This is a genomic window from Chryseobacterium sp. KCF3-3 (assembly GCF_045865955.1).
Lineage (GTDB): Bacteria > Bacteroidota > Bacteroidia > Flavobacteriales > Weeksellaceae > Chryseobacterium.
On record NZ_AP035792.1, the window covers coordinates 3,968,121 to 3,992,520 of the forward strand.

Annotated in this window: 22 protein-coding genes; 16 read left to right on the forward strand and 6 right to left on the reverse strand. The window is 36.0% G+C overall.

Annotated features, from left to right (window positions below):
* Positions 1–127: 127 nt before the first annotated feature.
* Positions 128–934, reverse strand: a complete 807-nt coding sequence (locus tag ACKTTZ_RS17755) for a helix-turn-helix transcriptional regulator (RefSeq protein ID WP_407846209.1) — start codon at positions 932–934, stop codon at positions 128–130.
* A 361-nt stretch (positions 935–1,295) separates the two neighbouring features.
* Here ACKTTZ_RS17755 and ACKTTZ_RS17760 point away from each other — a divergent pair, with 361 nt between their 5' ends.
* Entirely contained in the window at positions 1,296–1,643 is a 348-nt protein-coding gene (locus ACKTTZ_RS17760; RefSeq protein WP_407846210.1) for a glycoside hydrolase family 19 protein, read from the forward strand.
* Positions 1,644–2,056: 413 nt separating this feature from the next.
* Here the strand turns inward: ACKTTZ_RS17760 and ACKTTZ_RS17765 are convergent, their stop codons facing one another.
* Positions 2,057–2,485 (reverse strand): CBS domain-containing protein, encoded by a 429-nt coding sequence (locus tag ACKTTZ_RS17765; RefSeq protein WP_407846211.1) that lies wholly within the window; start codon positions 2,483–2,485, stop codon positions 2,057–2,059.
* A 233-nt stretch (positions 2,486–2,718) separates the two neighbouring features.
* Between ACKTTZ_RS17765 and ppk2 (ACKTTZ_RS17770) the strand changes: the two genes are divergently transcribed.
* The 3 genes from ppk2 (ACKTTZ_RS17770) to ACKTTZ_RS17780 all read left to right on the forward strand — a co-directional run bounded on the left by ppk2 (ACKTTZ_RS17770) (position 2,719) and on the right by ACKTTZ_RS17780 (position 5,570).
* Positions 2,719–3,573 carry a polyphosphate kinase 2 gene (gene ppk2, locus ACKTTZ_RS17770; RefSeq protein ID WP_407846212.1) on the forward strand — a complete coding sequence of 285 codons (855 nt, stop codon included), beginning with the start codon at positions 2,719–2,721 and terminating at the stop codon, positions 3,571–3,573.
* Between the two features lie 20 nt (positions 3,574–3,593).
* Positions 3,594–4,397 carry a polyphosphate kinase 2 gene (gene ppk2 / locus ACKTTZ_RS17775; RefSeq protein ID WP_034698754.1) on the forward strand — a complete coding sequence of 268 codons (804 nt, stop codon included), beginning with the start codon at positions 3,594–3,596 and terminating at the stop codon, positions 4,395–4,397.
* Between the two features lie 549 nt (positions 4,398–4,946).
* Positions 4,947–5,570, forward strand: a complete 624-nt coding sequence (locus ACKTTZ_RS17780) for an ATP-binding cassette domain-containing protein (RefSeq protein WP_407846213.1) — start codon at positions 4,947–4,949, stop codon at positions 5,568–5,570.
* Positions 5,571–5,588: 18 nt separating this feature from the next.
* Here ACKTTZ_RS17780 and ACKTTZ_RS17785 read toward each other — a convergent pair whose 3' ends face one another.
* On the reverse strand, positions 5,589–6,020 hold the full coding sequence (locus tag ACKTTZ_RS17785; RefSeq protein WP_253317737.1) for an Rrf2 family transcriptional regulator: 432 nt from the start codon (positions 6,018–6,020) through the stop codon (positions 5,589–5,591).
* A gap of 292 nt (positions 6,021–6,312) precedes the next feature.
* Between ACKTTZ_RS17785 and ACKTTZ_RS17790 the strand changes: the two genes are divergently transcribed.
* The 5 genes from ACKTTZ_RS17790 to ACKTTZ_RS17810 all read left to right on the forward strand — a co-directional run bounded on the left by ACKTTZ_RS17790 (position 6,313) and on the right by ACKTTZ_RS17810 (position 13,299).
* Entirely contained in the window at positions 6,313–7,788 is a 1,476-nt protein-coding gene (locus tag ACKTTZ_RS17790; protein ID WP_253317738.1) for a nitrate/nitrite transporter, read from the forward strand.
* 37 nt (positions 7,789–7,825) lie between these two features.
* Positions 7,826–9,157: an MFS transporter gene (locus ACKTTZ_RS17795; RefSeq protein ID WP_253317739.1), complete on the forward strand. Its 1,332-nt coding sequence runs from the start codon at positions 7,826–7,828 to the stop codon at positions 9,155–9,157.
* 42 nt (positions 9,158–9,199) lie between these two features.
* Positions 9,200–10,486, forward strand: a complete 1,287-nt coding sequence (locus ACKTTZ_RS17800) for an alginate export family protein (RefSeq protein WP_253317740.1) — start codon at positions 9,200–9,202, stop codon at positions 10,484–10,486.
* Positions 10,487–11,094: 608 nt separating this feature from the next.
* A complete protein-coding gene (locus ACKTTZ_RS17805) occupies positions 11,095–11,826 on the forward strand; it encodes a carbonic anhydrase family protein (protein ID WP_407846214.1) in 732 nt (243 codons plus the stop codon).
* 270 nt (positions 11,827–12,096) lie between these two features.
* Positions 12,097–13,299 (forward strand): IS256 family transposase, encoded by a 1,203-nt coding sequence (locus ACKTTZ_RS17810; RefSeq protein WP_407846215.1) that lies wholly within the window; start codon positions 12,097–12,099, stop codon positions 13,297–13,299.
* Between the two features lie 57 nt (positions 13,300–13,356).
* On the opposite strand, the gene ACKTTZ_RS17815 is transcribed toward ACKTTZ_RS17810, so the two are convergent.
* The 3 genes from ACKTTZ_RS17815 to ACKTTZ_RS17825 all read right to left on the reverse strand — a co-directional run bounded on the left by ACKTTZ_RS17815 (position 13,357) and on the right by ACKTTZ_RS17825 (position 14,648).
* The gene (locus ACKTTZ_RS17815) at positions 13,357–13,671 is read right to left on the reverse strand and encodes an integrase core domain-containing protein (protein WP_367399323.1); all 315 of its coding nucleotides are present in this window, start codon (positions 13,669–13,671) and stop codon (positions 13,357–13,359) included.
* Complete coding sequence (locus ACKTTZ_RS17820; RefSeq protein ID WP_407846216.1) at positions 13,634–14,161, reverse strand: transposase; 528 nt, start codon at positions 14,159–14,161, stop codon at positions 13,634–13,636. The genes ACKTTZ_RS17815 and ACKTTZ_RS17820 overlap by 38 nt, the downstream gene beginning before the upstream one ends.
* 64 nt (positions 14,162–14,225) lie before the next feature.
* Positions 14,226–14,648 carry a transposase gene (locus ACKTTZ_RS17825; protein ID WP_407846217.1) on the reverse strand — a complete coding sequence of 141 codons (423 nt, stop codon included), beginning with the start codon at positions 14,646–14,648 and terminating at the stop codon, positions 14,226–14,228.
* Positions 14,649–15,464: 816 nt separating this feature from the next.
* Here ACKTTZ_RS17825 and ACKTTZ_RS17830 point away from each other — a divergent pair.
* The 7 genes from ACKTTZ_RS17830 to ACKTTZ_RS17860 all read left to right on the forward strand — a co-directional run bounded on the left by ACKTTZ_RS17830 (position 15,465) and on the right by ACKTTZ_RS17860 (position 24,382).
* Complete coding sequence (locus ACKTTZ_RS17830; RefSeq protein ID WP_407846218.1) at positions 15,465–15,920, forward strand: hypothetical protein; 456 nt, start codon at positions 15,465–15,467, stop codon at positions 15,918–15,920.
* 520 nt (positions 15,921–16,440) lie between these two features.
* Positions 16,441–16,659, forward strand: coding sequence for a hypothetical protein (locus ACKTTZ_RS17835; protein ID WP_407846219.1), 219 nt, complete (start codon positions 16,441–16,443; stop codon positions 16,657–16,659).
* 281 nt (positions 16,660–16,940) lie between these two features.
* Positions 16,941–18,086 carry a hypothetical protein gene (locus ACKTTZ_RS17840; protein ID WP_407846220.1) on the forward strand — a complete coding sequence of 382 codons (1,146 nt, stop codon included), beginning with the start codon at positions 16,941–16,943 and terminating at the stop codon, positions 18,084–18,086.
* Between the two features lie 19 nt (positions 18,087–18,105).
* The gene (locus ACKTTZ_RS17845; RefSeq protein ID WP_407846221.1) at positions 18,106–19,269 is read left to right on the forward strand and encodes a hypothetical protein; all 1,164 of its coding nucleotides are present in this window, start codon (positions 18,106–18,108) and stop codon (positions 19,267–19,269) included.
* A gap of 111 nt (positions 19,270–19,380) precedes the next feature.
* Positions 19,381–21,828 carry a thrombospondin type 3 repeat-containing protein gene (locus ACKTTZ_RS17850; protein WP_407846222.1) on the forward strand — a complete coding sequence of 816 codons (2,448 nt, stop codon included), beginning with the start codon at positions 19,381–19,383 and terminating at the stop codon, positions 21,826–21,828.
* A gap of 32 nt (positions 21,829–21,860) precedes the next feature.
* Positions 21,861–22,397, forward strand: a complete 537-nt coding sequence (locus ACKTTZ_RS17855) for a hypothetical protein (protein ID WP_407846223.1) — start codon at positions 21,861–21,863, stop codon at positions 22,395–22,397.
* Between the two features lie 77 nt (positions 22,398–22,474).
* Positions 22,475–24,382: a hypothetical protein gene (locus tag ACKTTZ_RS17860; RefSeq protein WP_407846224.1), complete on the forward strand. Its 1,908-nt coding sequence runs from the start codon at positions 22,475–22,477 to the stop codon at positions 24,380–24,382.
* The last annotated feature ends 18 nt before the right edge of the window (positions 24,383–24,400 follow it).

The following is a 24,400-nucleotide window of genomic DNA, read 5'->3' on the forward strand; positions in this document are numbered from 1 at the left end:
GGCTAGATCCGCACAATTTTGTGGGTGATTATAATAATTTAATTTCATAAACAGGTATTCTTGTCTATTGTTCATAAGTACAAAATTATAGATACAAATACCTTGAACATTGTATGAATGTAAACCATTAAACAAAAAGCCAGAGCATATCTTTTGAAACATTAATATTTTTGAAAAATATGGTAGGAACAACCCCCGTTAGCGCTTTGAATTCCCTGTTAAAATGGGGCTGGTCAAAAAATAAATTTTCGTGCGATAGTGAAATAAATTTTTCATTGGTTTGCAAGGAAGAGGTAACTTGCCTGAAGCGATGTATTCTTTTATACAGAGATGGAGACTTTCCCGTATATTTTAAAAACATCCTATGGAGATATTGCCTGGATATACCCATTGATTCAGCAATATCATTTAATTTCCATCCTTCTTCAATTTTTTGAAGTATGTTTTGAATCGTTTCGAGCTTCGGACTACAAAGTTTGGAGATAAGATAATTTTCTAAAATATTTGCTTGTTCATCTTTGTTATTTATTTTCAATAGATCTTGCATTTTAGTCTGGTAATCAGGGTATGGTTTGAAATTCTCCAAATGGTCTGTAGCTGATGATAAAAACACTTTAGGGAAAAAATGAAAAATTGCAAGGGGTTTGAAATATATTGTAAGTTCATTTCTAGGTTCCCTGTAAGTAACGTTAATGGGCTTGGAAATGTTGTAGAATAGAAATGAATCAATCCTTTTAATAATTGATCTCCTTATTGTGATTTTGTTTTTTTCAGGAATTAACTCTGTGTCCTGACAAATCGTTGCAAGGCAGAAATTACTTGGAAATGTCCAATATTGATTTGATTTTAGGGTATCATGTTCAGAAATAAAATAAAATCCCTCAATATATTGGCTTAATAGATCTGATTTTGGTTTATAAAAAGTGATACTCATATTAACTATTACATAATTTTCATTTTCTTTTAGAGAATTTAAATATCCCACTTAGCCTGTCATTGCGGAAGCCTTTCATTTTACATGGCAGAATTTAATAAGCACTTATATTACAAAAAATATTTTTAGATCAATTATTTAAAGATCATATCGGCATATTTTCTTTTAGTCTGCTAAAGAATAGTACTTATATTTATTTAAATGGTATATGTAATTGCTTAATTATTATAATATTATAAGTATTGGCATTTGTTTAGGATGTAAATGTATTATCAAGAGCATTTAGTTTTCTTAAATCTTCCAACAAAGAGTTCGAGCTTTGTACCAGTGAGGTCACAATAAACGGATAAACTATTTTATAATGGTTTGTCCTTTTTTATTTATCGCCAACTTGTTGTTTATCAGGAGTATATATTCCAGAGTAGAATTGAGTTTAGGTGTTCGAAATCCATTTAAACTTACTGGAAGATCAAATTATCAGCTGATTTCAAATTCATTGAATGTGGATTTTGTTTCTAACCCTGATTTATTAGCTGAACCTGAATGGGCATTAATTTCTGCGTGTTGGTTTTGGATGCAGAATAATATTAACAAGTATGCTGATGAGGATGATATCCATATGGTAACCGAACAGATTATGGGTAGCTTAAGCAATTTAGAAGATAAGAAATACCTTTTAAAAGTGTACAAAAAAATATTAGAAATTTAACTGCTTATAGTACATCAATATTGATCAACTTTTTCTGTAATAACATAACAAAAACAATCTAATTATTTCTATAAATCTAATGAGAAAAACAGTACTTAGTCTCGGTATTCAATGAGACGGTTTGGTCTTTCTGGAAACCTTAAATAGAGAGTAATTTTTTTTTTCATTTTGTGGGGAAACTCTTTCTAATTATTCCCCTGTTTTTCTTTACATAAAGTCTGCAACGGACTTTTGACATTATTTGCGTTGGCGGAACAACTTCAATTGTTCCGTTTTTTTTATCCATAGAAATAAGTAAATACATTAAATAGCTTTAACAAAAAAACCTTCAATTTTATGAAATAAACTTCCATGAAAATTGAAGGAATGCATTAAAAAAAAATCACCTCGAAATAGTTGTTTTTATATCATCTTTAATATTGCTGCAACAGGTATTTTAAAATATCCGTAGTGGTTACAATACCTTTCAGGTCACCATTTTCCACTATAGGAACAGAATGAAAACTGTGCTCAGACAAGATCTCCACTACCTCTTTAATAGTAGTCTCCGGATCTACAATAACGGGAGCTTTGGTCATCACCTGAGGAATACTGAATACATCATATACTACTGCGGATACCGGAACATCTTCAGCTTCATCCAGATCTTCTACATCAGCATAGCTGATCTTTAATAAATCGGAATAGCTTAACACGCCTAATAACTTTTGATTCTCCACCACAGGAATATGCCTGATCTTATTTTTTTTAAACAGAATTTCAGCTTCATGCAGGGATTGTGTAGGATTAATGGTTACCAGATCTTTAGTCATAATCTGGGAAACAGGGACTCTTTGTTTCATAACATTTTGTTTTAATTATTCTGAGAAATTTTCATGAAAAAACAACAATCTATGGGCTTTTTCTTATCTCAAAGTTAGCGAAGAAATGTCTCTGGAATGGTATGTAAGTTCCTGATTTTTATCAACTTTTCTGTTTTCTGAAATTATCCAAAAGATGCTAAAAGTCAGTGTTTTATTTTTGTGAAATTTTCACAAATGTTCTAAATTTAATAAATAATTTGTAAAAACATAATATGATGGAAATTATTGACTTTCAAAACTTCAATGAAAGGAAAGAACTGCTCGGTTTTTTACATTCAAACAAAGCCGGAAATGTAATGTATAATGATGTTTTAGAAAAATATCTTTATGAGGAAGAACTTCGCCTGCTTCAGGCTGAACTGGTGAATCTTCAAAACTGGATCAAAGAAACCGGAAAAAAAGTAGCTATTATTTTTGAAGGGCGTGATGCTTCCGGAAAAGGAGGAACCATAAAGCGTTTTGCTGAACATCTTAACCCAAGAGCTATGCGTCTGGTGGCCCTTAATAAGCCTACGGATATAGAAAGGGAACAATGGTATTTCCGCCGCTATGTGAAAGAACTCCCCAATGCCGGCGAAATGGTTTTCTTTGACCGAAGCTGGTACAACCGTGCGGTGGTGGAACCTGTAATGGGCTTTTGTTCTCCCGAGCAGTACGAATCTTTTATGGTACAGGTTCCTGAGTTTGAGCATATGCTATATGAAGCAGGAACTACCATTATAAAATTTTGGTTTTCTGTAAGCAAAGACCAGCAGCTTTACAGGTTCAACAGAAGGCTTAAAAACCCGCTTAAAATGTGGAAATACAGCCCTGTAGATCAGAAAGGACAGGAGTTATGGGACAGTTTCACCTATTACAAAGATCAGATGCTCAGCAGGACGCACAATGCATTCTCTCCTTGGATTATTGTAAGATCGGATAATAAGCAGAAAGCAAGGTTGGAGGCTATCCGCTATGTACTCTCACAATTCAATTATACGGGAAAAGATAAAGCTACAATAGGTATCAATCCAGATCCTAACGTAATACAGCGTTACTTCAGAATGATTAAACAAATAGATCTTTAATAACATCAAATGATAAAAATATGGAAATTTCAAAAGAACAACATAAAATACTGAATACCAAAAAAGGACTGTACGCCCTTCTTCAGAACTCAACTTTAGATCCCAATAAAGCAGAAAGCTTTTTGAAATATGAACAGCGCGTTGCCAAGCTTCAGGAAGAACTTATCAAAATGCAGAACTGGGTGGCAGAGCATAAAAAGAGGGTGATTATTATTTTTGAAGGACGCGATGCCGCAGGTAAGGGAGGTGCCATACGGAGAATTACAGAAAATCTGAACCCCCGCCAGCACAGAATTGTAGCACTGCCTAAACCTGATGAAACAGAACAGGGACAATGGTATTTCCAACGCTACATCAATCAGCTGCCCAAAGCTGGTGAAATTGTTTTTTTCGACAGAAGTTGGTACAACCGTGCTGTGGTAGAGCCCGTGAATAACTTCTGTACAGAGAACGAATATGAAATGTTTATGGCACAGGTAAACGAATTCGAGAAAATGATCATTCATTCAGAGATTTACCTGTTGAAACTATATTTTTCCATTTCCAAAGAAGAGCAGGAAAAACGCTTTAATGAGATCATCAACAACCCGCTAAAAAAATGGAAGTACAGCAGTGTAGACCAAAAAGCTCTTGAGCTTTGGGATAAATATACTCTTTACAAAGAAAGAATGTTTAAGGATACCTGTACAGAATTTGCACCATGGAAAATTTTTAAAGCTAATAAAAAGTCAAAAGCAAGAATAGAATCTTTAGAATATATTTTGGGAAATATCCCATATCAAATTAAGGATGAAAAAATTCTGAAGCATCTAGAACTAGAATAAGGATTGTATATTTTTCCTTTCTTCTCTAAGATAATTAGATATTATATCTGATTATCTATCAAACTAGATAAGTTATAAAATTTTAGTTATTTAAATTACTTTTGGACTATTAATTTCAGAAGTTATCATCTGGCTATGTAGGTGTGATGGAAAACTAATTATATGTATTTATAATTATCTGAGAACATATGAGGAGCTCTATTTTCTCATTACAGGTGGTGGATTCATCATAAACCTGCTAATGGGAAAGAGTGTAAAATAATATAATCATCCCTCTGAGTATTTCTTTAGAAAATGAAAAAAAATCCAAAAAAGAATTAGAAAAATAAAATTTTATTTAGGATATATTCCGGTCTAAAAAATAATTGATTAACTACAGGAAACCAAATCTATTAAGGTAACTGAATTTGCCGTTTTAACTAAAAAATATATCTCATATGAATAAGAAAAAAGTAATTTCTTAAAGTTTTATAAGTATTCAATATTGTAGGCAATTTGTAGACGAAGGACATATTGCCACAACCGTAAAGTTAATATGACAACATTCCGATGATTGATATTCATATAAAGCACCAGATTTTTATCTCCTCGGGAAATCAGTTTCTTGAGATTAATGAGCAGTTTGAAGCGGGAAGTATTATCCATGTTTCCGGAGATTCGGGAATTGGAAAAACTACTTTTTTTAAAATTGTATCAGGATTAATTACTCCGGATTCCGGACTCATTACAGTAAATAATACGGTTTTAACGGATACAAAAGGCAAAACCTTTCTGTCACCTCAAAAACGTGATATTGCATTGATGTTTCAGAACTATGCTTTGTTTCCCAACATGACTGTAAAGAAAAATATTGAATTTGCACAGAAAAAGAAGAATGAAGAGATCATTAATCATCTTTTGAAAATATTTAATCTGGAAAATCTGAAAAATACAGTTTCTTCCAGGCTTTCCGGTGGTCAGCAGCAAAGAGTTGCGCTGGCAAGAACATTGGTTCAGAATGCCAGGGTTGCCCTCTTAGACGAACCTTTTTCAGCTGTTGATCCTTCAATGAGGAAGATAATGAAAGATGAAATTGTGAAAACTTCTATCAACCAGGGATCAATCTTTTTTGTGATCAGTCATAACGAAAATGAGTTTGAAGATTATGCTCATAAAAAACTGGTTATCAGATGATTTTTTTAACCAATGAGCTTAACCGGGATATTCCATCATTTTCATTACACTTCCGAGATCTTTTAAATCTTTAATTTTATACTCGAAAATTATTTTAACCTTTTCTTTCACTGCAACAGCCATATCATGAATAGGACAGGGATTTTCGCTGCTGCAGATTTTAAGTCCTAAAAGACATGAAGTTAGAACTCCTTCTCTTTCAAGGCTTTCGTATATATCCTGAATGGTTAGTTTTTCAAACTGCTCATCATTAAGATAAAATCCTCCTCCTTTTCCTCTTCCGGAAGAAATCAGTTGTTTCTTGGTAAGCTGCTGAAGAATTTTTGAGGTGAAATGAGTAGGCGTACCAATTTGCTCAGAGATATCAATTATTCCTGTTTTTTTTCTCTCGGAGGCCAGCACAATACAGGCTTTGATGGCGTATTGGCATGTATATGAAAATATCAGCATTATTTTATCTAATTATTAAAACTAAGAATAATATCTAAAATACAAAAATACAAAATCATACCTGAAATAAAGTAACTGTAAAGTAAAGTGAGTTTTAAGGTATTCTACTCATTATAAGTTTTTTTTTTATGTGATTCTATCAGATTTACATTTCATAATCTCTTTTTTTCTAATGAATGTGAAATATTATTGTTAAAGATAATGATTATGATTTTTGACAGGAATCAAAAAATAATTTTAAATAAGATGTTTTTGTCTTATTTAAAAAGTAATTTTGAAATTCAAAATATAGATGATGATTGAAAACTCTCTAGCCACGGCACATAAAGTCCTTTTCCTGAATACTCTGGCATTCATAGTCTGCTTTGCCTGTTGGACAATGAATGGGGTATTGGTAACTTATCTGGTTGATAATGGTATTTTTAACTGGTCAGTAGTTGAAACAGGCTGGCTTCTGGGAATTCCCATTCTTACAGGTTCTATCATGAGGCTGCCTTTAGGAATTCTAACGGATAAGTATGGAGGGAAACCTGTATTTGCATCCTTGCTGTTACTTTGCAGTATTCCTTTGTTCTTACTTTATTTTGCGAATTCGTACTGGATTTATTTTTTATTAAGTGCTTTATTCGGAATGATAGGAACCGGATTTGCCGTAGGAATTGCTTTTACCTCTGTATGGTATCCAAAAGAATGGCAGGGAAGAGCGCTGGGTATTTTCGGAATGGGAAATGCCGGTGCTGCATTAACTACATTTTTTGCACCCGCTTTACTGAATTATCTGTCTGCAACTGATCCGGAAAACGGCTGGAGAATGCTTCCAGTTATTTACGGAATTATACTCATCCTGATCGGGTTGATTTTTTTATTCTTCGTTAAAAATAAAAAAGCTGAAGTACAGGATAAAACAATGTCAGAGCTTCTGGCTCCACTTTCCAAGCTTAGAGTATGGAGATTCGGACTCTATTATTTTCTTGTTTTCGGATTGTTTGTAGCATTTTCTCAATGGCTTCTTCCTTATTATGTAAGTGTTTATAAAACATCATTGATTCTTGGAGGGATTTTAAGCTCAGCTTTTAGCTTACCAAGTGGAGTCATAAGAGCTTTTGGTGGTTATTTGTCTGATAAATTCGGAGCAAGAAAAGTAATGAATTGGGTTCTTTATTCTTCTCTTATTCTGAGCGGTTTTCTTATGCTTCCTAAGATGGATATATTGACACCGGGCAAGGGGATCACCGCAAAGAAAACTGGAGTAATTGCTGAGGTTTCAACCCATAAAATTGTATTAGGAGATGAGGTTCTGAATATAAAATCCAAACCTGAAATTCCTGAACATACGTCCATACTTCCCGAGTCCTTTTCATGGCAGGAAGTGCTGGTAAAGCAAAATCAGCAAGTATCTAAAAAACAACTGCTGGCTCAGGGGCATACACTGATCAAATTCGAAGCACATATCTGGATATTTTCTGTTTTGGTTATTCTGCTGGGAATCATGTGGGGGATTGGTAAAGCAGCAGTTTATAAATACATCCCGGAATATTTCCCAAATGAAATAGGTGTTGTTGGCGGTATGGTAGGACTTATAGGAGGACTGGGAGGTTTTATCGGCCCTATTCTTTTTGGGTATCTCCTTGATTTTTCGGGATTGTGGACCAGCTCATGGATCTTTGTATTCATCATTTCAGCAGTCTCTCTTTTATGGATGAATCATGTTATTAAAAATATGACCTACCGGGAGGCTCCCCATATCAAAGATAAAATTGAACACTAATCATAAAACAAAAATTTCTAACTTAATAATAATACAAATGAATAACTCAGAATGGTTATCCAACTATGATCCTTCAGACGAAGGGTTCTGGAACTCTACAGGAAAAAAAATTGCCTGGAAAACTCTTACAATTACTACTACTGCCTTACTTTTTTCTTTTGCTACATGGTTTTTATACAGTGTCATTGTCATCAAACTGCCACAGATCGGTTACCAATTTTCAGATGACCAGCTTTTCTGGCTTGCAGCAATGCCTGGCCTTGCTGGTGGTATATTAAGGATTGTAAATACCTTTCTCATTCCTATTTATGGTACCAAAAAAGTAATTTCCATAACTACTTTTATTAAAATCATACCTCTGCTCATGCTTGGGTTTGCAGTAATGGACCCAAATACCTCTTTCCAGTATTTCATGGTTATTGGTTTTTTAATGGGAATTGGTGGTGGAGATTTTTCATCTTATATGCCTTCAACTTCGTTATTCTTCCCCAAAAAAGAAGCAGGAACTGCATTGGGAATTCAGGCTGGAATTGGAAATTTCGGAGTGAGTCTTGTGCAGTTGCTTTCTCCTCTCATTATGAGTTTGACAATATTCTCGTTCCTTGGAGGAGGTGAAACGATTATTGCTACAGGAAAGAAAATTTATCTTGAGAATATTGCATTTATTTATGTTGTTCCTTTATTTATTACAGGTATCTGGGCTTGGTTTTCTTTAAAAAGTATTCCGGTGATGGCTACTTTCAGAGAACAGCTGGATATTTTCAAGGATAAACATACCCTGTATTGTACAATGACCTACATTATGACTTTTGGAATCTTTGCAGGTTTATCTGCCTCTTTTCCATTAATGATTAAAAACCTGTATGTCCCTTTAGATAAAGACTTAGATCCATTACAATATGCATTTTACGGACCACTTATCGGGTCTGCTACCAGAATTATTTTTGGAAAAGTGGCCGATAAAATAGGCGGTGCATTTCTTACACAACTTACAGGATTATGCTTAATTCTCCTTTTTCTGACTTTGATTTTTGGCGGATATCTGACCCCTACCAGCAAAAATGATTTTAAGGCATTTTTAGCAATTATTCTTTGTATATTCTTTTTTACAGGAATTGGGAATGCCGCTACATTTAAGCAATATCCTGTGATTTTCTCAAATTCTCCCAGAAAAGCGGCAGGTGTGATCGGATGGACAGCCGCTGTGGCTGCCTTTGGTCCGTTTGTTTTTAACGTACTGATCAGCCAATCCCGAGCTATTTCCGGTGATGCACGCCTGTTTTTCTGGTTTCTCATTGTAGGCTGTGTCATGGCCACTTTTGTGAATTGGTATTTCTATACAAGAAAAGGCTGTGAAAGGCCTTGCTAGACCTGTAGATAAATAAAAAAACGCAATTTAAATTGTTTAAAGATGTTAAAAAAAATAATAGTGGCTGGAGTTTTAGTTCTGGCTTTCAGCCATGCGAATGCACAAATCGATAGTTTAAAATTAAATTTTGATCTGAGAAGTAGAGGAGAATTGGATAATGGTGTAAAAACATTAATCCCAAAAGGAAAATCTGCTGAAACTACGGTTCTCTCACGAGCCCGTTTCGGAATTGATTATTATTACAAAAAACTGGAAGTCTATATCAGCGCACAGGATGTAAGAACATGGGGCGAAACAACTAGTACTGCAGGTAAAAACCAAAATTTCATTCTCAATGAGGCCTGGGCAAAATATCAGTTTTCAGACAGGTTTGCAATGAAACTCGGAAGACAGATTCTTTCTTATGATAACGAACGTTTAGTGGGAGCGCTTGATTGGGCAATGCAGGGAAGAAGTTTCGATGCGTTGAAAGGAATTTACAGGATCAACCCAAACTCAAAGATAGAGGCTGTTGTAACTTATAATAATGACGATAATGATGCTAATGATATCCCTGAAAAAGAAATCTACAGCATTGCTGAGAGTGGCGAAATCACAAAATCTCTTCAAATCATCCATTATCAATATACAGGAAAAGATAAATTTCAATTTTCAGCCATTGCAATGAATAATGTGCTTCAGAACCCTTCCGGTACACCTTATGATATGCTGACGTTGGGAGTAAATGCAAAAAAATATTTCGAAAATATAGGATTTTTCGGTTCCGCATATTACCAGACCGGGAAAAATACGCAGTCCCAAAGTAAATCTGCTTACCAGTTTTCTGTCAATTCTGATTTTATAATTCACCCAAAGTTTAATATCGTTGCAGGAACAGAATGGCTTTCCGGGAAAAATTATGATACTGAAGCCGGTAAGAATAAATCTTTCAGCCCTTTGTACGGGACCAACCATTTGTATAATGGGTTTATGGATTATTTCTATCTGGGAAACAGTCATTTCAACAGCTTTGGACTGAATGATTATTATTTAAAATCAAATTTTAAAATCAGTTCCAATTCTCAGTTGCAAACCAATTTCCATGTCTTTACTTCAAACGGAAAATTGGGTTTTAATAACGTAGGAAAAAAATATTCATCTTATTTAGGAAGCGAATTAGATATGGTTTTTACCCATACATTTGGAAAAGTGATCACTGCAAATCTTGGTCATTCATTTATGTTCGCAGGGGAAAGCATGAAGTTTATTAAAAATGTTCCGGATCCCAAAAACTTACAAACCTGGACTTGGCTAGGCATTAAAATCACACCTAATTTTAAATTAAAATAAAAATTAGCGTGCTGAGATTGATTCTATTCTAAAGCTCTTTTAGGGTAAATTAACTAATTGAAACAGCCCTTGCAAAACTTTTTGATTTTGATAGCTGGAAGAATAATTTTTGTTACCTAATATCGTACAAGCTAAAGAAAAAGAGGATTTTCTACGAAGTTTGATCTGGTAAAAATGATTCAAACCTTTATTAAACGACAGGAAGGCTTTTGGCAGTGGCGGGAAATTTCTGTAAAAGACAATCTCTGGGAAGAAAAAATAAGCTGGCAAGTTTTTAAATAAATGGTGCAAAGGTGGCAGCTTTAGGAATATTGGGGTTCATCTTTTGAATTGTAAAAAAAGGTTGTCGGATATGTGGAGTGTTCAACTCGACGGAAGCCAAACCCGTTGCAGAATGAGCGGAGAATCAGCAGGGTATCAAAGCGGAAAATCTGATAAGATTTGAGACGCTGGATATCACTTGGAAGAACCTCCACTTTTTGGCGTTTTTATCAAGACTAATACAAAAATTAAAAGTTTAAACAACGTCAATGCCTTTAAGTTAGAAAAACACAATTAATTACTCAAATTATTATCAAATATTTTGAAAAAATAAAATTTTAAACAAAATGATGAAAAAAAAACTTCCATTATTAATCATTGTACTTCTTTTATTTTCTTCATGTAAACAAATAGATAAGAATGAAAGCACTGCAATGCCAAAAGTACAGACCGTATCAAATGTAATGACAAAAGAAACTCAGGAAAAACTAACTCCTGATGAAATTTTGAAAGAACTTGTTGAAGGCAATAAAAGGTTTCAAAGGGGTAATATATCGTTAAGAAACTTTAATGAACAAGCCCGTAAATGTGCAATAAAACAGTATCCAAAAGCAGTAATATTAAGCTGTTTGGATAGTCGAGTGCCTGTAGAGGTCATCTTTGACCAAGGATTAGGAGACGTTTTTGTAGGTAGGGTGGCTGGTAATTTTGTAAATGAAGACCTTCTGGGAAGCATGGAATTTGCATGCCACATAGCAGGTTCTAAACTTATACTAGTAATAGGACATCAACATTGTGGCGCTATCAAAGGAGCCATACATAATGTAGAATTTGGTAATATAACAGCAATGCTTTCCAAAATAAAACCGGCAGTGCAGATGAGCCAAAATTTTACAGGAAAAAAATCTTCGAAAAATGAAGAATTTGTAAAGTATGTTTCGAAAAACAATGTATCTTACACATTGAACCAAATAAGAAAGAACAGTTCAATATTAAGAGAAATGGAAAATAGAAAGGAAATTAAAATTGTAGGTGCATATTATAATTTGGTAAATGGAACATTAGAGTTTGTAAAATAAAATCATTTATTATATTGATTTAAATAAATCAGTGGTGCATTTAAGTGTGCTATAACAATAGATTCGCTACAAATTAAGAGAGGGTTTTCTTAGCCATAGAAGATACTGACTAGTCCTAAATAATCGTTACAGATTAATAAGATAAAAATACTAATGGTAGTATCTCACTAACTGTGTAAGTTAAAAAGTTATTCTGGAAAATTTTGAGCCCTTATAGCTCAAAAAATTTTACGGAAATAACTTTTTATTATTTTTAACCATTACATAGTTATGATGGACAAAGAAGAATTATTAAACAACAAGGATTTTTACAAGTCCTTTAAAAATGGAGAAGACTTAACTTCTTTCTTCAAAGAAATGCACAAGCGAGCTATAGAGCATATGCTTGATGCAGAATTGGACTCTCATTTGGATAATGATAAACATCAGAAATCTGCCACTGGAAATTACCGTAACGGTCACGGGACTAAAAAGATAAAATCCTCATTTGGCGAATCTGAAATTAAAGTTCCCAGAGATAGAGGAGGTAGTTTTGAACCAGCATTGGTTCCAAAGAGACATAATATTATCGATGGTTTGGAGAATATTATCATATCATTTTATGCTAAGGGAATGAGTGTAAGTGATATTGAAGAACAAATTAAAGAAATGTATGATTTTGATGTTTCTACCTCTACCATCTCACGAATCACCAATGCGGTTGCCAGTGAAGTTGTTAGCTGGCAGAACCGCCCGCTTGAAGATTTGTATCTCATTGTCTGGATGGATGGGATTGTTTTCAAGGTAAGGGAAAATTCCAAAGTCATTAATAAAACCGTTTATCTGGCTGTTGGATTAAACCGTGACGGGAGAAAGGAGGTCTTGGGAATGTGGCTTGGAAAAAATGAAAGTTCAGCCTTCTGGATGAGTGTTCTCACGGATTTAAAAGCCCGTGGTGTGGAGGATATTCTCATCACTGCTACCGATAACTTAAACGGATTTACCCAAACAATCCGTTCCGTCTTTCCTGAATCTCAAACCCAAATTTGCGTTGTCCATCAAATAAGAAATGCCTGCAAATATGTGGTCTGGAGGGACAGAAAAGAATTTTCTGCCGATATGAAGCATATTTACACCGCTCCAACAAAACAAGCGGCTCAAGCAGCTCTCAATGATTTTGCAGATAAATGGGAAAGCAAATATTCTTATGCTATACAATCCTGGCGAAACAATTGGGATGAACTCACTGTATTTTTTGAATTTCCTCTCGAGATACGAAAAATCATTTACACCACAAATTTAATTGAAAATCTCAACGGCAAAATCAGAAAATACACCAAAAATAAAATGTCTTTTCCTACTGATGATGCTGTAATGAAATCAGTTTATTTGGCATTAAAAGAAGCTACTAAAAAATGGACAATGCCTATACAGAATTGGGGTATTGTCCTCAACCAATTTATGCTTATTTTTGAGAAAAGGCTCAGATTATAAAATCTAAGCCCTGACTTTTTAACTTACACACTTTACGGGATAGTGTCATACTAATATTTATGATATAGTTGTAGGACTATCCCTACAACTATATTTGTTTTTATAGGTTCTTATTTTTACACTATTCTGTCTGTGCATTTGTTCAGGGGTTTTCATATAACACGACCAATGTGGTCTTTTGGTATTATAAATTGTGAATGCATCTTTTACCAATAACTTCATTGTTTGTATATTAACATGATAGTCCTCTAATAGAAACTCCTGTTTAAGTATTATACCATTTACCCTCTCTGCAATTGCATTGGCATACGGATCATTCTCGGTCATTGAAGGTCTAATTTTTTTCTTTTTCAATATTTTCTGATAATCCATACTGCAACCCCTTATCAGAATGATGAATTAAGCTTTCCTTATATGTTCTTTGCTTTATGTCCATATTCAACGCCTTAAGGGATCTCTCAGTTGCCTTGCTATTAAAAACATCATATCCTATTATCTTTTTAGAATAAGTATCAGTGACCAAAACCAGATAGCAATTACGATCCCTGCCTCCAAGATAAGTGATATCCGAAACCCATACTTGTTCGGGCTGCTCCAGCCTCACGTCTTCTATCAAATTTTTATATTTTCTGAATCGATGATGAGAATTAGTGGTTATTCGGTAGTTTCTTTTAGGCTTTATAAGCATATTATTAGCTTTCAGTATACTGAAAAGCTGATCTCTATCCACATGCAATGGCTGTAACGAGAGTTCTAAGATATGATAGAGCTTTCTTGTGCCCAGACGAGGCATCATGACTCGTAAGCTATTGACAGGTTTAATCACCTGATCAGCTTTGGCTCTCTTACTTTCTGTAATCAAGAAGCTTCGATAATAACGCTGCCAGCTAATCCCGACCAATCCACAAAGATAGCTTACCGCTTTTTTATTTTCTTTGCTGTGATATATTGGATTGATAGGGAGAGAAGTTTTTTCTTACCTGAATCAGGTATTCTTCTTTGTCCAAATCAATCAGCTTATCCAGGATCGAAACTTTATCTTCAGATTTTATTAAGCGGATCTCTAAAAACTGATTGTGCTGCTTCAGATGTTTTAACTTTTCTTCAAGTTCTCTGATTTTTTGTTCTGGTGTTTGCATAACTTTACTTTGTGAACGCTTATCGATACCAAAGTTACCATATCTTCTGCACCATTCGGTAATAGTACCATGAACCTGGATACCATATTTGCGCATTGCTGCCCGATTACCAATCGAACCACTTTCCACTTCATGTACTACGGCTAGTTTAAAGGATAAACTGTAATCTTTTTGACCACGCTTTACATAATGATTATTAATTTGTTCCATAACATAACTTTTTTATGTGTAACACTATGTTAGGACGAAACACTTTTTTGCATAAAAAAGGCTGTCTCACTTTTGAAACAGCCTCATAGTATGGAAGATATTTTGACCTATTTAACAGCAAGAAAAATAATATCAAAAAATGTGATAAATCCTACCCAGATATAGTTATATCGGGCAGTATAGTACCATCAGCTGTTAGGAAAAAGAAGATACATCCGTTATCATTACGTAAGTTTTGGACGAAACTGGAAAATAAAGATGGTGCCCATCCTATAGTACTGCAAAATGGGGGATTTTAAAAGTATATAGAGCTGATAATGTAAAATCTTAAAAAAAGAAATTATGTGAAATGAGAATAGGATATGTTTGAACACTGTTCTAAATTAGCTTTGTACAAATGATTAAAGGTCTGTTTGTTTAACATTTATTGAGAAAATAATATTGAAAGAGCTCATAAAGATAGATTTAGCAAAATTAAAATAAGTTTCAAATAATGATTTCAAAGTTGTAATTATCAAAATGTGCAACAGGGTATTTACTATTCTTTGTTATACAAAATGCAAAGGAAATATAATCTGATGATCCTCTCATGCCTTTGGAGCTTTTGCTCATTATCAAATATAAAAATAATAATCTCATTTGATGATCTGTCTATGTGATTAAACAGTCAGATTGAGATACAATTATATAACAGTTAAACAAATTTCTTTTGTTTTTTTCATAATTAAAATGTGTATGTAGGAGAGAGAACCTCTCTCCTGTTTTTTTTAAAACGAAAATTTTAAACAAAAAAATAACTATAAATTAAAATACATTATGACAACAGAAAAAATAATTACGCTGTTTTTTATCTTATTAACAGCAATTACAGTTAATGTTAGTGCACAGGCAAAAAAAATGCCTGAGAAGTACAAAGCCTCTATGGAAACCATATTCAAAGCTTTTAAAACCAATGATTACAGTTTATTAAAGCCACTGTTGGATCCTAACGTAAAAATAGGAACCTTCCCCACAGGGAAGAATGATATGATAGTTTCGCAGGTCGTGAAAAAGTTGCCTGTACCGGAATCATACTCGGTAACAGAAATGGTTACAGAAGGAGAAAATGAAAGGATAAAAACATTGTATAAGTTCAGTGACGCTCCTGAAAACAAAACCCTTAGAAACAAAACGGTAAACAGAAGTTTTCTGTTTAATAAAGAAGGTAAAATTATTGATCTGGATGTTTTTGAAGGAGTAACAGCTAAGGCTAAGGTAGGAGGATGGCAATAATATGATTGTAACGAACGGTCTCATAGTAAACTTTTTTTTCTTTCTATTAATTATAAAAAATAAGCCATAAAATACATTTCAAATACTCTTTTCTTATATAGGAGAGAAACTTACAAGTTCTATGGGAGGAGTCTTCCGGACAGCCGCAACAGGGTATAACAAGAACATTGCAGGAAGAGGTCATTGATACCCGTTTCTTACTGCTGAGAATGATGTGCTGAAAATTTTTACCGATAAAGAAATATTTAATAAAAAGTTTATGAAAAAATAATAAGAGTCTGATCTTTTCTTGGTTTGTTTTCAGACTCTGAAATGGTGAGATGCTGATAGATAATTTATTAATAACAATCAATTTTTTTAATCTCTCCCATAATAAATTATTCTATCAATCTCACTTTTAAAACCATACTTCAGCAGGAATGTACATATAATTTAATAAAAAATGGAGTTGATAAAATAGCATTAAGGGAATTTTTATGTATATGAATCAAATTTAAAAAACAAATATGAAGCAGGAACAATGATAACAACACAAATGAATGAAATGAATTATAAGCATTTGCTTGGTAAAATAAAAAAAGACGTTTTGAAAGAATTAGGAGACGAGTTCAACTACTATTCTTCTAATGTATGGAATTATACTCTTAAAACCTCTTTTTTTGGAAAGAAAACAATTCTTGTTCTCTACTTTGCAGATGACAAGGTTATAAAATGGGACGTAGTGAAATCCTATAAATGAAAGGTTGAAAAAAAATGTATAAGTATTGATTATCAGTTTGTTTAGCGTTGGTTTCTGCTTGCTGATAGATGTATTGAAAATCCTGAGGATTCTTTTCTATTTAAGATTACAAATGACAACAGCCTTCTAAAAGAAAAAGCTCATTGATGTTTTGAATACGAAGAACAAAATAGGAAATCAGAATTTATAAGAAAATCTTTTACAAAGGGATGAATTCGTTGTCTATAAACAAAGGATAGTATTTGGGTAAATACTTTGATCATTATTATAAATATAAAAAAATGAAAAAAACCGTATTATTATCAGGTATATTGATTATGCAGGCAGCCAATTGCCAGGTAGGTATCAATACATTAACTCCAAATGCTACATTAGACGTTGTAGCAAAAACAACTGACGGAAGTAAACCCGAAGGAATCATTGCACCCAGACTTACAGGGGACCAGATTAAGGCTGGGGATGCACGGTACACCGCCAACCAAACAGGTAATATTATCTATGCTACCAGTGCTGTAGGAACTGCTTCTTCCAAAACCGGGAACATTACCGCTGCCGGATATTATTTCTTTGATGGAAGTGTCTGGCAAAAACTCAATGATGGAAATTTAACGGCCAATCTGTATACTGGCAATGGAACTTTAACGGCCAACCGTACAGTAACAATGGCAGATAAAACCTTATCATTTTCTACTGCTCCTACCACAGGAACCAGCCACTTTAATGTAAATGGAGCAACATTTAATATAGATGCCCTCAACAAAAGGGTGGGAATGGGAACTTCAGCACCCGCATCCACATTACACGTACTTGGGCCTTCAAACTCCACAACTGCGGTTGTTTCTGTGGGGGCTAATGCTCAGGATGATAAAGGCCGGAATATTGTGCTGTATAATGCCGATACGCAAAACCCTCAGTTCGCGAGTATAAACTTTACTGTAGGAAGTCCTACCGCGCCGTCAGGAGCAATTATACAGGGTATAGACCGGGATCCTGTGAATGACTACGCTGGGCTCCAGTTTTTAACAAGGAATCTTGCAAGCGGCCTTAGTCCCAGGTTGACGATAAGGTCATCAGGCCTTGTAGGGATTAATACCACAACACCTGCTTCAATGCTGGATGTAAATGGTTCTATTACCAATACATCAGCATTCGATACCAGTGCGACCAGAAATATAGATTTTTCTAAGAGTAATCTTGCTTATACCACGGCTAATGCAGGAGCCTTTCAGCTGGCTAATATAAAGGATGGAGGAAATTATACTCTTTGTGTAAGAGGAACGGCCGCAGGGATATCCACTTTTGCTGCCTCCGGATTTACGGTAAAATATGCTAATAACCTTTCTGCCGTTTCAAATACCCATACGCTGTATAACTTTATTGTAGCAGGAACAATAATATATGTGTATACAACAGTTGGATTTTTATAATGCTTAAAAGAAATTAAAAATGAAAACAAATGTATACTTTTCATTACTGGCAATATGTATTCCTGCTATTGTTTTCTCGCAGATGGGTATTAATAAACCTGGTGCTGATAGTACGTTAGATATTGTATCTAAGACTACTGATGGTACACAGCCGGAAGGGATTCTGCCACCAAGGCTTACAGGTGATCAGATACAATTGGCAGATGACCAATATACTGCTTCTCACACTGGAAATATTGTATATGCATTATTTGCCGCGTCTTCTCCTTCTTTGAAAACAGCGAATATAGATAAAGCAGGATATTATTTTTTCGATGGAGATATCTGGCAGAAGCTCAATGATGGACCGGGTAGCAATATATATTCAACAGACGGATCACTGACGGAGAACCGGATTGTTAATATGGAAGACAAAGTCTTGTCTTTTACTTCTGTACCTAGCTCAGGAACCACTCATTTTCAGGTGGCAGGGACTACCTTTAATATTAATACAATACTGGGAAATACAGGAATGGGAACAAATAATCCTTTAGCCAGATTACAGGTAGATAATTCAGATAACAATGCTGCAAATACATTTACAATAGGAATCAATAATTGTGGAACTCCTTGTGGAGGGCAAACTCCTTCACATATAAATTTATATAATTCTAATTTTTTTGCTTCTATCTATCCTTATATTAATTTTTCAGCAAGCAGTTCACCTTTAGGAGTGAATCCTGGAGCGGTTATTTATGGCATTGAGAGAAGCGGTACCTTGTTAGGAATGCAGTTTGCGGTAAGAAATTCTGCAACATATACTCCTGCAATTCATATAAAAAATACCGGAGTGGTAAGGATCAATAGTACTTTACAGGGAGGAAACGAAATGCTGTCAGTCAATGGTTCTATCACCAATACATCTGCATTTGATGCAGGAAACAGTTCTTTGATAGATTTTTCAAAAAGCAATTTGGCATTTACCACTGCAGATCCCGGGGCATTTACTTTAACCAATATTAAAGACGGAGGAGCATATGCACTAACGGTTCAAGGGGCCGTAAGTGGTTTATCTACTTTTTCCGCCACAGGCTTTACCATAAGGTATTCCAATAATTCCCTTACCACATCGGGAACCCATACGATGTACAAGCTGCTGGTAATGGGAGCTGATGTGTATGTAACGATGATAGCAGGATTTTAATATAAAAAGGTCAGATAGGGAAACTCTGTTGAAACCAGAAAATAAAAACAAGTAATGTTCTTCAGAGGTAACATAATATTTTAAAATATCATCTTTTGAAAACAAATTAATATGAAAAAAATAATGACTAAAAATGTACTTTTCCTCAAAGGTATGACCATTTTACTGTTGGCTTCCCATAGTGAAAGAGCGATTGCACAGGCACCGGGAGGAGTAAGCGCCGGGCTGGTTTCCTGGAACAAGCAGAACACAGGTAACACCGGTACTGTCTGGAAAAATAATGTGGGAGCCAATGACGCAACGGGAACGGGAACTATTGTCTACAATTCCACCACAGATCTGGTTAATTTTAACAGATCCTATACCTTTAATACCTCCGGGATATTCACCCTGCCCGCAGCTTTAGATCTAAGTGGAAACTACTCAGTATTTGGAGTAGCTACACTAAAAACCTTTGGAGTAAACGGGAGGGTATTTGGTTCTGCCTCTGCTTCATCTAATGTTTTATTAGGATATTGGAGCAACAGGATGAATACAGTGTATTATGATGCTGCTCCTAATAGCCTTACCACAGGAGTTAATAATGTGGTAGCTTCTAACAGAGATTTGATGCAATATACTTACATAAGAAGTGGAGGCCCGTTTTCATTCTCTGGTAATGGGACTAATATTCTGTCAGGAGCCACCTCTGGAGCTATTGCTTTCAGAGGAACTATCGGAGGTGGTTTCGGAGAAAATTCTAATGTAGTAGTTCCAGAATATATCACTTATAATACAGCGTTAAGCAATGCTAATAAAGATAAAGTAGAATCTTATCTGGCACTTAAATACGGATATAACAAATCAGGAGATTACACCAACTCTGCGGGAGGAGTTTTCTGGACAGCTGCAACAGGGTATAATAATAATGTTGCAGGAATCGGCAGGGATGATGCATCTGCATTGGAACAGAAAGTGTCTAAATCTCAAAATACGGATGCCACATTAACGCTGTCAACCAATTCGGATTTCAGCTTACCCAATGATGATGCAGGCAGGGTGGCTATAAGTGGAAATCTTAGTTTTCTGATGATTGGTAATAATAATGCGTCTGCAAATACCCGACAAACAACAGACGTAGCGCCTGGTTTCAATACAAGAATTTCCCGAGAATGGAGGATTCAGAATACCAACTTTACCCAAAATGTAGGATTGAAGTTTTCGTCAATAGACATTTATCCCTCTGCCTGGAATCTGGTTTGGGATGCAGACGGGGATTTCACTTCCGGTGCGGTAGATTTGGGGCTTCTTAGTGCCAGTGCCAGTTCGGAAGGAATATTTACCGGAAGCCAGCTGAGCAGTGGATACCTGGCTTTAATGACAAACAATACGGATAGTGATGGTGACGGGGTTACAGATATTATTAGCGATTTAGATGCGGATAATGATGGAATTCCCGATGCCATAGAATGTCCTAAACAGTTTTATTGGACCGGACCTGTTACCATCTCAGGCACTACTGCCAGCGGAGTTGTCAATGGAGTGCCTTATACCTATGTGTCAGACAAGCTAATAGGGGCAACTGCTGGGGTAGTTAGTCATAGTACATTTCCGGCATCATATGGGGTTCCCAATAATAATCCTACCATACAAAATACTCAGATATCCCATAACGTGCTTACGTTTGCCCAACCTATGCAGAATCCTGTTTTTGTATTTGCTTCTGTTGGAAACCCGAGTTTGGCAGTCCCCGTTGTTTTTGACCGCCCGATAGAGATTGTTTGGTCTGGTTCTACTTCGGGAGGGAGTTTTACTCTAAACTCTCCAACCCAGTTTACCGGAAGGGAAGCTTATGTTATTGTAAGAATTCCGGGGGTACATACTGCTATTTCGTTTGATTATACTGTTGCTGAAAGCTATGCCAACTTTACTTTTGGGGCAGAACAATTCCAAAACTGCGATTTTGATAACGACGGAATAGACAATTATCTGGATCTCGATTCTGATAATGATGGCTGCCTTGATGCCATTGAAGGAGATGAAAACGCTACCATAGGGCAGCTGACTGTATCCGGAGGAACAGTAGGAGTAGGAACAGGTTCAGGGGCTCCTAATAAAAATCTATGTGCCAATTCATCATGTGTTGATGCCCAGGGAGTTCCTGTTCTGGTAAACAGCGGCGGTGCTGCTGATATTGGAAGTGACCAGGGGCAAGGCTTGGGAAGCTCTCAAAATAATACTGTAAGGCCATCCGGATGCAATGTTTGCAGCAAGCCAGCGGCTACTACAGGGATAGGGCTTGATACAAAACAGGGAATTACTTCTTTAGGAAGAGCCGGAAGCAATGGAGATAACTGGCCTATGGTAAGACAAGGAGCATGGACAGCTCTGGAATCCAAAACCAAGGGGTTTGTGGTTAACAGATTGACAACAGCAGAAATCAATCTGATCCCGGCAGCCAATCTGGTAGAAGGCATGATGGTATATGACACCACACTTAACTGTCTTAAAGTCTATACCACTATTGATAATGGTACCACCTATGGATGGAACTGTATGAATACCCAAACTTGTCCATAATTAAAAATTACTGATCCATTAAAACTTAAAAAATGCGAAACCTAAGTATAATAATAGCTTTATCCTTTTCAGGTATATATTTTTCTCAGGTGGCTATTGGAAAGACATCTGTTAGCAATACCTCGGTTTCCCTCGAATTTGGGAATGATAATAAAGGAATCATCCTGCCCTGGGCTGCCAATACGGGCTCAATATCAGGAGCTGTGAACGGAACCCTTGTGTATGATACATCAGATCATAAAGTAAAATATCTGAAATCAGGTTCCTGGTTTGATCTGAATGGTGAAACAGAATTTAATCCTGCAACCGTAGGTGCAGCAGATACCTCACTTCAGGATTCAAAAACAGAAACTTCCACAGCAAAGGTTGTCATAGGAGCGAATGGTGCAACAGACTCTACACCGGGAATTCTTGTGCTTACAGATACTGATAAAGCAATGATCCTTCCTAAGGTAGCAAGCCCCCATTTGAATATTATAAACCCTGCTCCCGGAATGATGGTGTATGATACGACGCTTCATATGCTGGCTGTATTCAATGGAACAGTTTGGTCTTTCTGGAAACCTTAAATTTTTGATAATTGTGAACCAGAATTCATTTTTAAAATAGTTGTGGATTTTAAATTTTTTCCAAAAACGTAAATGATATGAATGTACAAAGAAGAAAACAGTATATATCAGCAATAGTTTTGGTATTATTGATGATATGGCAAAATGCTTATGCACAGGCAGGACCTAATATTGCCCTCAATAAACCCGTTACTGCATCTACTACCGTTATTACCAACCCTTCCTTATCAGCTCTTACGGATGGTGATCTTACAACATGGGCAGGAACGGATAATACAACAGTGCCAGGCAGTGCAGAATGGCTTCAGATTGATTTGGGGTCAGATCAATGGATAGAACATGTGAAAATTTCTTCCCGCCCCGGACAGCATAACCGTGGAAGACGCTTTATGATTATTACTTTTCCGGATGCTTTAGGTCCGAACGGTCTTGGAGATATTCCCGATAATTATATTACAGCAGCCAGTTCCTCTTCTTATAACCGTATTGCTTATACCAATGCCGCTGCTGTAGGAGGTGCAGGGAATTTATTATTAGGAGGAACTCTTCCGGGAGTGAGTGGAAGTAATCTGGGACCGGATTATGTGACAAGAACAATGAATGTGGGAATTCATAAAGCCCGCTATATAAGAATACTTACGCTTCAGGATGATTATCTGGACCTCGCAGAAGTAGAAGTATACAAAACCGCTACACCAGCACAAAGAGGGTTGGTGAATGGTAATCTGGAAGCAGGATATGCAGGCGGAGGCATTGGATTTGTACAGGAAGCAGGTTTCCCCGGGTGGAGCACTACTGAACTGGTGGCAATGGTAGGAAGTATTACTAATCCCGATAACGGAGGAATATTTGAGATATGGCGAAGTGGAACTAATGGCGTTCCGGCTAATCAGGGACTTTATTTTGCTGAGCTCAACGCCTATTCCAACGGGCAATTGGAGCAGCCGGTCTGTGTACTTTCAGGTGAGGTGTTCAATTGGTCTTTTGCTCACAGAGGAAGGTTAGGAGTAGATGTGATGCGTCTTAGGATTAATGATGTAGATATTGCTGAATTTACGGATAACAATGCAGCCACCGGAACTCATACCGGTACAGTTTTGACTCCCTCTACTACCACTATTACCTCCCAGGTAAATGAAGGGAACGGATGGTATCAATATAGCGGTACCTGGACCAACACCACAGGAACATCTTTGGTCGCTACATTCGCTTTCAGAGCAGTTTCCTCTGCCGGAGGTAGTACGGGTGCCGGTAATTTCATAGATGATCTCAGTGTTACTTCTTTATCTGCGCTGGGTTCTTTTGCATCTGGTACTACCTATTCAGGAGGTGAGGATGTACCTAATGCGAATTTACCGAAACTATTGGTTAATGGTACTATCCCGGCAGGAGGTGCAACCTTGCAACTTAGCCTGAGCGGAACTGCCACAAGAGGCATTGATTATACTACCACTCCAGCCACAGGACCTATTATTGTAACTATTCCTCAGGGTACGTATGATGGTACTGCTGCTACGGGAATTAGTTTAGCACCTTATATCCATGTTTATACGGATGCATTGGCTGAAGGCCCGGAAACTATTATCATGAATTTACAGAATCCCAATGGTATGGTTATAGATAACGGGCAGGGATGCTCCGGTAACAGTACGGCTCAAATGACTTATACTATTCTGGATCTTCCTTTCTGCTATCATTATCCTGCCATTACCTCAGGAACAGCACTGGAAACAAAATACGGAATCTCCTCTTTAGGAAGAGCAGGTACAGATAACGGGAATTGGCCCATGGTGAGAAAAGGAGCATGGATGGCCCTGGAATCCAAGACCAACGGATTTGTTCTAAACAGATTGACAACCGTTCAAAAAAATGCACTGGTTCCGGTAGAGGGGATGTTGGTATATGACGTGAATTTAGATTGTTTAAGCATCTATGATGGCTCTGCGTGGAGTTGCTTTACTACTCAGGGTTGTCCTCCTAATTGATGATTGCCAGATAAATAT

Bases quoted from the DNA above. Each gene is read 5' to 3' on its own strand.
- ACKTTZ_RS17755 (WP_407846209.1), bottom strand. From the start codon at position 934: ATGAGTATCACTTTTTATAAACCAAAATCAGATCTATTAAGCCAATAT.
- ACKTTZ_RS17825 (WP_407846217.1), bottom strand. From the start codon at position 14,648: ATGGAACAAATTAATAATCATTATGTAAAGCGTGGTCAAAAAGATTAC.
- ACKTTZ_RS17850 (WP_407846222.1), top strand. From the start codon at position 19,381: ATGAAAAAAATAATGACTAAAAATGTACTTTTCCTCAAAGGTATGACC.
- ACKTTZ_RS17855 (WP_407846223.1), top strand. From the start codon at position 21,861: ATGCGAAACCTAAGTATAATAATAGCTTTATCCTTTTCAGGTATATAT.
- ACKTTZ_RS17785 (WP_253317737.1), bottom strand. From the start codon at position 6,020: ATGCTGATATTTTCATATACATGCCAATACGCCATCAAAGCCTGTATT.
- ACKTTZ_RS17810 (WP_407846215.1), top strand. From the start codon at position 12,097: ATGATGGACAAAGAAGAATTATTAAACAACAAGGATTTTTACAAGTCC.
- ACKTTZ_RS17800 (WP_253317740.1), top strand. From the start codon at position 9,200: ATGTTAAAAAAAATAATAGTGGCTGGAGTTTTAGTTCTGGCTTTCAGC.
- ppk2 (WP_034698754.1), top strand. From the start codon at position 3,594: ATGGAAATTTCAAAAGAACAACATAAAATACTGAATACCAAAAAAGGA.
- ACKTTZ_RS17845 (WP_407846221.1), top strand. From the start codon at position 18,106: ATGAAAACAAATGTATACTTTTCATTACTGGCAATATGTATTCCTGCT.
- ACKTTZ_RS17830 (WP_407846218.1), top strand. From the start codon at position 15,465: ATGACAACAGAAAAAATAATTACGCTGTTTTTTATCTTATTAACAGCA.
- ACKTTZ_RS17790 (WP_253317738.1), top strand. From the start codon at position 6,313: ATGATGATTGAAAACTCTCTAGCCACGGCACATAAAGTCCTTTTCCTG.
- ACKTTZ_RS17795 (WP_253317739.1), top strand. From the start codon at position 7,826: ATGAATAACTCAGAATGGTTATCCAACTATGATCCTTCAGACGAAGGG.
- ACKTTZ_RS17815 (WP_367399323.1), bottom strand. From the start codon at position 13,671: ATGGATTATCAGAAAATATTGAAAAAGAAAAAAATTAGACCTTCAATG.
- ACKTTZ_RS17835 (WP_407846219.1), top strand. From the start codon at position 16,441: ATGATAACAACACAAATGAATGAAATGAATTATAAGCATTTGCTTGGT.
- ACKTTZ_RS17860 (WP_407846224.1), top strand. From the start codon at position 22,475: ATGAATGTACAAAGAAGAAAACAGTATATATCAGCAATAGTTTTGGTA.
- ACKTTZ_RS17840 (WP_407846220.1), top strand. From the start codon at position 16,941: ATGAAAAAAACCGTATTATTATCAGGTATATTGATTATGCAGGCAGCC.
- ACKTTZ_RS17805 (WP_407846214.1), top strand. From the start codon at position 11,095: ATGATGAAAAAAAAACTTCCATTATTAATCATTGTACTTCTTTTATTT.
- ACKTTZ_RS17780 (WP_407846213.1), top strand. From the start codon at position 4,947: ATGATTGATATTCATATAAAGCACCAGATTTTTATCTCCTCGGGAAAT.
- ppk2 (WP_407846212.1), top strand. From the start codon at position 2,719: ATGATGGAAATTATTGACTTTCAAAACTTCAATGAAAGGAAAGAACTG.
- ACKTTZ_RS17765 (WP_407846211.1), bottom strand. From the start codon at position 2,485: ATGAAACAAAGAGTCCCTGTTTCCCAGATTATGACTAAAGATCTGGTA.
- ACKTTZ_RS17760 (WP_407846210.1), top strand. From the start codon at position 1,296: ATGGTTTGTCCTTTTTTATTTATCGCCAACTTGTTGTTTATCAGGAGT.